General features: G+C 47.5%; 10 protein-coding genes. 3 read left to right on the plus strand and 7 right to left on the minus strand.

All coding sequences use genetic code 11. From position 1 onward, the window contains the following. Positions 1-514: 514 nt before the first annotated feature. From ACTIE0_RS20745 to ACTIE0_RS20755, 3 genes are all read right to left on the minus strand, one after another. Positions 515-1,312, minus strand: a complete 798-nt coding sequence (locus ACTIE0_RS20745) for an SDR family oxidoreductase (RefSeq protein WP_006668007.1) — start codon at positions 1,310-1,312, stop codon at positions 515-517. A gap of 59 nt (positions 1,313-1,371) precedes the next feature. After that, on the minus strand, positions 1,372-2,139 hold the full coding sequence (gene hdhA, locus ACTIE0_RS20750; RefSeq protein ID WP_006668008.1) for a 7-alpha-hydroxysteroid dehydrogenase: 768 nt from the start codon (positions 2,137-2,139) through the stop codon (positions 1,372-1,374). A gap of 175 nt (positions 2,140-2,314) precedes the next feature. Further along, a complete protein-coding gene (locus ACTIE0_RS20755; RefSeq protein ID WP_006668009.1) occupies positions 2,315-2,809 on the minus strand; it encodes a hypothetical protein in 495 nt (164 codons plus the stop codon). A 114-nt stretch (positions 2,810-2,923) separates the two neighbouring features. Between ACTIE0_RS20755 and ACTIE0_RS20760 the strand changes: the two genes are divergently transcribed. Beyond that, the gene (locus ACTIE0_RS20760) at positions 2,924-4,135 is read left to right on the plus strand and encodes a winged helix-turn-helix domain-containing protein (protein ID WP_193520457.1); all 1,212 of its coding nucleotides are present in this window, start codon (positions 2,924-2,926) and stop codon (positions 4,133-4,135) included. A 218-nt stretch (positions 4,136-4,353) separates the two neighbouring features. Here the strand turns inward: ACTIE0_RS20760 and ACTIE0_RS20765 are convergent, their stop codons facing one another. Continuing rightward, entirely contained in the window at positions 4,354-4,692 is a 339-nt protein-coding gene (locus ACTIE0_RS20765) for a hypothetical protein (protein WP_006621793.1), read from the minus strand. A gap of 937 nt (positions 4,693-5,629) precedes the next feature. Between ACTIE0_RS20765 and ACTIE0_RS20770 the strand changes: the two genes are divergently transcribed. Then, positions 5,630-5,881, plus strand: a complete 252-nt coding sequence (locus tag ACTIE0_RS20770; RefSeq protein ID WP_006668011.1) for a hypothetical protein — start codon at positions 5,630-5,632, stop codon at positions 5,879-5,881. Between the two features lie 22 nt (positions 5,882-5,903). Here ACTIE0_RS20770 and ACTIE0_RS20775 read toward each other — a convergent pair whose 3' ends face one another. Beyond that, complete coding sequence (locus ACTIE0_RS20775) at positions 5,904-6,593, minus strand: GDSL-type esterase/lipase family protein (protein WP_006621795.1); 690 nt, start codon at positions 6,591-6,593, stop codon at positions 5,904-5,906. Between the two features lie 467 nt (positions 6,594-7,060). On the opposite strand from ACTIE0_RS20775, the gene ACTIE0_RS20780 reads away from it, so the two are divergent. Then, positions 7,061-7,330 carry a hypothetical protein gene (locus tag ACTIE0_RS20780; RefSeq protein WP_006621796.1) on the plus strand — a complete coding sequence of 90 codons (270 nt, stop codon included), beginning with the start codon at positions 7,061-7,063 and terminating at the stop codon, positions 7,328-7,330. 66 nt (positions 7,331-7,396) lie between these two features. On the opposite strand, the gene phaC is transcribed toward ACTIE0_RS20780, so the two are convergent. Beyond that, positions 7,397-8,491 (minus strand): class III poly(R)-hydroxyalkanoic acid synthase subunit PhaC, encoded by a 1,095-nt coding sequence (gene phaC / locus ACTIE0_RS20785; RefSeq protein WP_006621797.1) that lies wholly within the window; start codon positions 8,489-8,491, stop codon positions 7,397-7,399. A gap of 87 nt (positions 8,492-8,578) precedes the next feature. After that, complete coding sequence (phaE, locus tag ACTIE0_RS20790; RefSeq protein ID WP_006621798.1) at positions 8,579-9,601, minus strand: class III poly(R)-hydroxyalkanoic acid synthase subunit PhaE; 1,023 nt, start codon at positions 9,599-9,601, stop codon at positions 8,579-8,581. Positions 9,602-9,683 lie beyond the last annotated feature (82 nt).

Here is a 9,683-nt window from a genome sequence, read left to right on the forward strand (position 1 = left end):
ATCTCTCCGTTATATTGGGTTTCACCCTCGTTTCACCCAACCTACAAATGTTGGGTGAAACCCAACCTACCAAGAGCGATCGCTTATTTAAGTAGGTTGGGTGGAGGTACGGAACCCAACACCACCATCTCTCCGTTATATTGGGTTTCACCCTCGTTTCACCCAACCTACAAATGTTGGGTGAAACCCAACCTACCAAGAGCGATCGCTTATTTAAGTAGGTTGGGTGGAGGTACGGAACCCAACACCACCATCTCTCCGTTATATTGGGTTTCACCCTCGTTTCACCCAACCTACAAATGTTGGGTGAAACCCAACCTACCAAGAGCTAAAGAGACAAGGTTTTCATGCTCCAGTGCTGTTCGTATAACCTAGCCACACATAACCCCCCTGGGCGGACGGCATCTCCCCCGACTTCTGCAACCGTGGGAACGGCGGGACTCAGCCCATGTTTTGGTTGTTTGCCGGGGGTGAAAAAGGGTCCAAATTTTCATCTGGAATCGCCCCCTCGGATTTATTCGGGCTTTAGGCGGACCCGCTTGCCACCGCCGGAGACTTGCAAGGTCTGGCCGCTCACCCAGGACCCCGCCGGTGAAGCCAGCCACAGGAAGGCGTTGGCAATATCCTGGGGTTTGCCAGCCCGCCCGGTCAGGTTGTCGGGGTGAGCCAGGGCGTACTGAGCCTGTTCATCTAAACCCGCCTCCGCGTAGCCCGGGGTGATGACTGTACCGATCAGCACCGTGTTGATGCGGACCTGCTTGGCAAAATAGTGGGCTAAACCCAGCATCATGTGGTTGAGTGCGGCTTTGGCGGCGGAGTAGGCGATGAAGTCAAAAGCGGGCAAGACCCCCACCAGGGAACCGGAGTTGGTGATGGTGGCATTTTCGGCTTGCAGGAGATAGGGGCGGCAGGCGGAGGTCATCCGCATGGCTGACAGGGTATTGAGTTTGTAGCTTTCGACCATCTCTTCCAAGGGAACGTCGAGGGGGTCGTCGTAGGCTTTGCCCCAACCGACGTTATTGACCAGGGTTGAAATGCCACCGAAGGCTTCGACGGTTTTGGCGACGCAGGCTTGGATGTCTGCCTCGACGGTGACGTTGCAGCCGATGCCCAATGCTTCATTGCCAGTTTCGGCTTGAATAGCGGCTGCGGTAGCCTGGGCTTTTTCTCCGTTCAAGTCGGCAATCATCACCTTCGCCCCGGCACCGGAAAAGGTTTTGGCGATCGCTTCCCCGATGTTTTGAGCGCCGCCAGTGATGATCGCCACATGGTTATTCATCCGAAAGTCGGCGAAGGAATCAAAATTGCTCATGGTGGTCTCCTTTTGGGGTTTAAATACTTTGAAATACAGTCAGTTTCTCAGGCGAAAAATTAATCCAATTCCTGAACGCCGCCGCCGCTGACGGTCAGCACTTGCCCGCTGATCCAACTGGCTGCGGGGGAACAGAGAAACAATGCCGCATAGGCGATATCCTTGGGTTCTCCCAACCGCGCCAAGGGGGTATGTTTGAGCATGACTTTTTCGACTTCGGGGGTCAGCACCTTCGCCAGCGCGTCGGTTTTGATGGCACCGGGGGCGATCGCATTCACCCGAATTCCCTTGGGTCCCAAATCGAAGGCGATATTCCTGGTCAGGTGGCTGACGGCGGCTTTGGAAGAACTGTAAGATGCCATGTTGATATTCTTATTTTCCGCCGACATCGAAGAGATATTTAAAATCGCCCCCTGTCCGGCTGCTTCCATGTGGGGGGCGCACAATTGGCACAGATGAAACACGGAAAATACATTGATTTTGTAAGCCCAAATAAACGTATCCATCGGCATATCGAAAGGTTGAGGACCGCCCCCCCCGGCATTGTTGATTAGCAGGGTAATTTTGCCAAAAGCGTCGAGGGTAGACTGGACCAAATTTTCCAAGTCGGAATCCTTGGTGACATCGCAAGGCACGGCTATAGAGCGACCGCCTTTTTCCTTGATGCCGTCGGCTACTGCTGTGGCCGTTTCTTCTTTTAAATCACTGACGACCACCGCCGCCCCAGCCTGGGCAAATAATTCGGCAATGCCCCGACCGATACCGGCACCGCCCCCCGTGACAATGGCGACTTGATCCTGGAGTCCGAAGGTTTCCAAAACTGTCATACTTGCAAAATCTCCACAATATTAAATACTCGTCATATCCCATCCGAATTATCAACCTGAAAACATGGGGGAGAGAGTCTTCAATCGGGCGTAAAAATAATCAAAATTAACCCTTTCTCCCGCCAAATATCCCTCTCCTGCTCGCTAGTTTTCGAGGGCTAATGAAACGGCTCTACTACTCGTGCCGCAGCATGGCTTTCATGACCGCCGCATTGATAAACCAAGAGGCAATCCCGGCAATGATACCCAAGATGATGGCACCGACTAATGGTGTCACGGGAATCGTTCCCAAAAACTTTTGTAAAAAGAGGGCAAACAATGTCACCGTACCGAAGGCAAACAGAGAATAAAATAGGATAGTTCTCACCCCAAAAAATAAAAAGGGTCGGTTTAAAAGTTCGGGGAATGGAACTGAGAAATCTTTGGCTTTTTTGCCGAATGTAAAAAAGGCGATCGTTCCTAAGATGAGCGACAGCATGAATGCCGTCATCACCCCCGTCGAGAAGACCGTTTTTTCATGGGCTGATATCGTGTCAACGGTCAGAGGTATCGTCTCTTTTCCTCGAAACATAAGCCAGCCGATCACGCCGTTGATGATGGCGTTGATTACACCGCTCGTTACGGCATTCTTTTGAATGAAATCATTGGCCTGATGTGAGGCGGGAATCATAGAGTCACTCTGACCGATTTAACTACACCCGAATAATATATGATCGAAATCTGAAAAGTTTGTGTAATGTGGGAGGTATGCTCCCGCCGATTTACCCGAGCCGGACACCAAACCATGAGAATTCTGCTCACCTCCCCGGACACAACCCTACAGAACCAACTGCATCAAGACTTATCTCGCCAAAACTTTGTCGTCGATGTGGCCACCGATGGCGAGGAGGCTTGGGAATTGATCCAGGCATTTATGTACGATGCGGTTTTGCTGGAGTTGCTGTTACCCAAGTTGGATGGAATTGCCTTCTGTAGTCGGTTGCGGGATGTGGGCAACCCGGTGATCGTTTTGCTGATGTTGGAGCCTTCCGATGCGGAGACTTGTATCGAGGGTTTAGATAGCGGCGCGGATACTTGTTTGGTGAAACCCATTCGCATCCCAGAACTGCTGGCTCATCTCCGGGCTCTGGCGCGGCGGAGCCTGCGTCGGGCTAGTCCCCTGCTCACCTGGGGGCCCATGTCTCTCAATCCCGCCTCCGGGCAGATCACCTGCTGCGGTCAAATTTTGAAAGTCAACCGCAAGGAATATCAAATTCTGGAGCTATTTTTGAGGCATCCCCGGCAAATGTTTTCTCGCGACAAAATTGGCGATCGCCTCTGGACATTGGACGATGAATTGCCCACCGATGCCACCATCAACAGCCACATCCGCAGCATTCGCCGTAAACTCGAACAGGCGGGAATTAACAATTTGATTCAAACCCACTACGGTCGGGGATACTGTCTCGATCCGGTTTACAACATTGAAACCCAGTCCGCCAAGGGATTATCCGATCCCCCGAAAGAGATGCTCGATTCCATGGCCGCCAACATCTGGCAAGAATTGATGGTGGCGAATGCCCGCCTGCACGGAGAAATTGAGCATCGCAAACATATTGAAGCTCGACTGCGGCGATCGGAAATGATGTTGCGAAATGCTCAACGAATGGCTCATGTCGGGTGTTGGGAGTTCGATGTCGAAACTCGCGAAACCTATTGGACGGAGGAACTTTTTCTCATCCATGGCCTCGATCCGAATCTGCCGGCTCCCAAACCCGAAGAAGTTTCGGCCCTGATTCACCCCGACGATCTCCCACTCCACGAGGAGGCGATTCGGATTCCGGCACTGCAAAGAAAAGCCTTTGAAGTGAACTTACGCATCATTCGAGCCAACGATGGGGAAATTCGCCATATCAACGCCCGAGGCGGTCCGGTTTTCGATCGCTCTGGTCGGGCGATCAAGTTGACGGGAACCACCTTCGATGTAACCCGATGGCTCCGCTACCCAGTTAAGTAGGTTGGGGGTCGCTACGAAACCCAACGCCACCATCTCTCTCCCTGTTGGGTTTCACGGAGTTTCACCCAACCTACCAAGCTACATCGAACATGGTAAATTGTGTTACCCTTGATAAGGGCGATCGCGTTCCGGTTTCACCCCAGCAACAAGTGTTGGGTGAAACCCGAGCCACAAGTGTTGGGTGAAACCCGAGCCACAAAGGGCGATCGCTTTTTCCGTCACAACTGACCCAGGGAATCTTTAAGTACCAATTTCAATTCCTTGGTAATTGGCAGCCAATCAATTTCACGGCATAACTTCGACGGACTTTCACCATCTTGGAGCCGTTGCCAATAAACTTCCACTAGAAGCGTTTTTAAACCATATTTAGTCAATGCGTCCGATGCTAGTCCAATGATTCCTAATAATACAATTCCGCCCAGCATCCCACCAGGTCCTAGCATTGCTAAAGCCGCTGTGATCGCGGCGGCTCCCGTCAGTCCTGTAGTCGCCATGGTAATTAACAGAACCACTGCTGGTAAACCCACACCTGCTAATTTTCTTACGATTTCATCCATGAGATGTCACTCCCAAATCTTCTTGGTTATTAATGACTAACTCCACAGGCGATCGCTATACTTAAAGTTCCCTAATTCCTAGCATTAATAAATACTCTCAGAATTTAGATAACTTCCGCCATCAGTCAAACAATCACCCGCCAAGTTAGCTTGAAGTACATCATCTCCCGCTTCTCCCATAGCTTCTGATTGGAGCCGTGCGCCGCCACAGGACTAGACCACAAGGGGGAAATCTGCCATTTTCCCTGGGATTAACACTCTCTGGGGGTTCCACAGTCATAATTACACTGACAATTTGCCGATACCAGCGCCATATTTTCGCGGTTGTGTCAATGAATTAGAGAATCTCGGCTGAGTTATTAGCATGGAAAATTTATACTCTGATTCCAGATTACATTTTTGACTACATTTTGCCAATATGTATTTTCACTGAAATTTCCGGGGTTGTTTGTGGGGTCTGTTTCCGTAAATTTACTGAGGATAAACCGGGATTGTCAGGGATTGGTAAAATGCTGAAGTGGCTAGACCTGTCATGGTATAACTTTTTTGCCGAAAGGGAAGTGTTGCACATTAAATAGAACTTTTTGATATCTACTTAATTTTACTGGGAATTGATAATGTCATGATATCTTGACAGTTTAGCCAGATCTATGGTGGGGGTTGTGATGACGGACGGGGAAGGCTGGATCACAATGTCAGCCAAAGATCGGGTTTCAACACCTGAAATTGGTAGAATCAGGTATTCAATCTCAGATAATGATGGTATAATTACTCACCAGACGAAACAGAATTGACGTTTATAGATTTTGAGAGTAGCGATCGCCACTACCTGGGACGGCGACTGGTGGGGTGGTGGTTGCTGAGACTGATCATAAGCAGTAGGTGCTTACCCGCTGCGAGTTGTGGTTATTTTGTTGTTTTCACCGTTGAGGGAATCATGAGCAAAAATTGGTTTGAAGACTATCAGCAACAATGGCTGGATACCTGGAAAAATAGTTGGGACAGTATCAAGGATCTATCTAATACTTCTGAGGCTATGACGAAGGCGTTAGATTTTCAACAAGAAACTGTCAATGGGACTCTGAAAATACAGCAGGAAGCCCTGGAAACTATCGCCACTGCTCAAAAACAGTGGTGGGATAGTTATTTTGATTGGGCTAAACAGATACCTCTGGTTACCAATAAATAACCAGAAGTTGGGGGGGTTGGGTTTAACCTAGGTTGGCGATGGGCTCCCAATTCTGAACGTCTTTCAGTAAACTTTGGTAGCCTTGAACATTGGGATGTAAACCGTCGGAACTCAGTTGCGATCGCACCCAATCTTCCCCACGAGACAGCCACAGGTCGAATATATCTAAATAGGGGATATCCCGGACTTCGCAGCCTCGCCGTGTGGCTTCTTTGTAGGCGTATTGGTCCGCGTGGTTGTAGTACATACAGCCTAAAAAGGGCATTTTGCTTTCGTCAACGGGAGGCATTCCTACGAAGATGACTGGACAGAGGCTTTGGGCCCTTTCCAGAAGGGTGGCGACATGGATGCGAAATGCGTCGAAATCTGTGAGCGATCGGCCGTTGGGTCTTCCTAAGCGGGGGGTGTCATTGAGTCCTACTGATAAAATAATTAGGTCTGGTAGGCGGTTTCTTAATTCTCCCCGTTGCCGAAATTCCTGCTCGAGACGCTGGGTAACTTGGGCGACGGTATTACCACGAATCCCTAGGTTGTAAAGCGCATGACCGCCCTTCTCTGGAGACATCCACTCGCGTCGCAATTGTTCTACCCAACCTCCGCCGACTGGATCTCCGAATCCATAAATCAGACTGTCCCCCAAAGCGATAATTCTTAGGGGGGTCTGTTTCGTATGGGTGGGCGCAAACTTGGTTGTTGCAACTGCTTGTATCATGGGATGCTGCTCTCCTAAGTTGGCAGTGGTCTTTACCTGGATGGTAGTGTTTTAGCAATCTACTGTAACACAGCTTAACATAATAAAACTTAATAAAAAAGTTCTTGGTGAACTGATGTGGCTAAAATCCCTCAGCAGTGGTATCTCAAACTACAATTTATGTCTGGGGATAGATTGTTGTTGGCGATCGCTTCTAAAGATTAAAATTCGGTTAATATTCCGTAAACTAAGATCCTCCCTAGCGCTTAGGTCGGCGGCTTTTTGAGAATACCTGGGGTCAATTGATGGGAAAAATGAGATTTTGTTACAAATCTATAGATTAGCTAAAAAGCATCAATTTTGAGCAAATTATCTTATAATTTAGGGTAGTGTTTCCCAGGCTTTAGGAAACGACTGGCCGGGAATCGCTATGGAGTCAATCAGAGTCAGATTTGATTGGCGAGAAGTAATTTACTGGTTTATGCAATATGGATACTAAGCTTTTTGAAGATTACCAAAAGCAAATGGTAGACTTGCAGAAAAAATGGTTTGACACTTGGATGGAGGGTTTTCCGGGTTGGAAGCCTCCCTCTAATTTATCAGAGGGTTTTGAACAGACTCTGAAATTGCAGGAGGAAATGGTTAAGTCTTATCTGGAGACACAAAAGCAGACCACCCAAATGATGCTGGATGCTCAAAAACAACTCTGGACAGAGTATTTTAATACTATGCGTAAAACTGCCGAGAGTGTGAAGTAAGGCATCAAAAAAGCGGAAGGGGGTAGATTGTTTTTGTCAACCCCCCCTAATTAGCCGCTAATCAAATTACTCTCGCACTTTTAACCAATCAACAATGGTTGGGGGTAGGTCTCGCTGTACTTTACCACTGACATACATACCGATATGACCTACAGGGAAGGATTTGGCGGTGTAGTCCTCACTGCTGATGTATTCCTCTAAGGCTAGGGAAGAGGAAGGGGGGACTAGGTGATCTTTCTCGGCGTAGAGGTTGAGAACTGGCATGGTAATATTGCTTAAATCTACCCGAGAATCACCAATCATTACTTCGCCTTTGATTAGTTTGTTTTCCTGATAAAAATCTTTCAGGAATTGGCGATAGGTTTCTCCGGCTTGGTCGGGACTATCAAAAATCCATTTTTCCATGCGGAGGAAGTTTAGCAGTTTGTCGCGACTTCCCATGATTTCGGGTAAATCGAGATATTTTTGATATCCTAATTGTAGGGGTTTTAACATCAGAAACTCGATGTTTAAATAGTCGCCGGGAATGTTACCTAAAGCCTCAACCATGAGGTCAACATCTATGGCTTCCGGTCCCAATGTACAGCCTCCCCGCGCATTTAACAGGGTATTTGGCATATCAAAGTTGACTGGCGCAACCATGGTGATGAGGTTTTGCACTTTTTCGGGATATAGGGAACTGTAGCAGAGGCTAAAGGTTCCTCCCTGACAAACTCCTAGGAGGTTGATTTTATCGAGTTCATAGTGATCGCGCAGAAAATCAACACAGTTATTAATATAACCGTTGATGTAATCATCTAAGGTTAACCAGCGATCGCTACGGGTAGGATATCCCCAGTCAATCAAATAGACATCTAATCCCAAACTGAGTAAATTAGCAACTAAGGAACGACCCTCTTGCAAATCTACCATAAAGGGACGATTGACTAAAGCATAAACAATTAGCAGGGGTACAGAAAGGGTTTTTTTGACTTTGGGTTCAAAACGATAAAGGGTGACTTTATCTTCCTGATAAACTGCTTCTTTGGGTGTGACCCCAACGATAATTTCTTCCTCCCGTAAACTGCTAAGGTTGTCCATACCATGAACAATTTTTTCGGTGAGGTCTGCATATTCCTGGGTTAAGTCTTCTAAACCCATTTGTAAGGCGAAAGGTAACATAGCTTGATGTCCTCCAAGCAAAGACATATTAAATTGGATCACGAATTGAGTCAGACTGTTGAGACAAATATTAGGAGTAACTTTCTCTCAACTTACTTCTTGAATTGACTCGGGTTTGGGTGAAGATGCTGTCATGGTGGATATCTGTTTTTTGAGAGATTTAACCTCTTTGCGGAGTTCGTAAATGATTTTGTGCATTTCGTCAATTTCGCTGCGGAGGGGGAGATTGAGCGATCGCATAGAAATCTCCATCAACTTTTGTTGTTCTAGTCGATAGGCGTTGAGGGAGTTAATAAACCTTCCCCTAATTTTGAGTTTATCTTCGGAACAGAAAGTTTCCTCAAATACATCATCTATAGCCACACTCCATAACTGCTGAAACTGCCGCCAAGTTTCGACTTTTTCGCCTTTGCTAACTCCCGCCGCTAATTTTTCGATTAACTTCTCAAAGGCGCGGACTTGGATATCTGCTAAAACTACCTGATAATCATTACTAGCGCGATAAAAATTTATCCAAGCCTGAAAATGACTCATCATGGTACTATTCAACTCGCGACTAATACCAAACATCGGACTTTGTAGCAGGGTTCCTAGGCTGGGTTGATACAGTTGTTCCCAGTAGAGGTTATTTAACTCGATTAATGCTTCACTTTTACCCATCATGGCTTCACCCATGGGAACCATAGCCGCGCCGCTGTAGTTCATCCACATTTGGTTAAACTTCTGCATTTGTTCCATGTAGAGTTTCCCCAGGGTCGTGCCGCTTCCGGTCATCTTAGTGGGAACACTCATATATTGTTCCATTTGCTGGCGAATTTGCTGGGAGTAGTTTTCTAGGGTTTGTTCCCAATTCGCACCAGATTCAACTTTTGGTAATATATCTTTCCAGGCTTCAAAGGAAAATTGTAGAAAACGCATCAATGAGGCCTGATTTTTTGCCATTTGTTCGGTTATTCCCCCGGAGTGGGACTGGCCATTTTTATCGGTGTCAGATACTCCTGACCCACTCATCAGATCAAACCAGTTTTTCCAGATGTCATTTCCGGTCTGAGTCCAGGTGTTTACCCATTGATTGGCCATTTCGTTCCACGGATTTGTTTCGTTTTCCATTGTCTATACCTGATACATTTACGCGACATTTATCCGGCTATTGCCTGACAATGCGACGATAGCACTATTACCCGTTAAGGTA

The organism is Limnospira sp., assembly GCF_051859755.1.
GTDB lineage: Bacteria > Cyanobacteriota > Cyanobacteriia > Cyanobacteriales > Microcoleaceae > Limnospira > Limnospira fusiformis.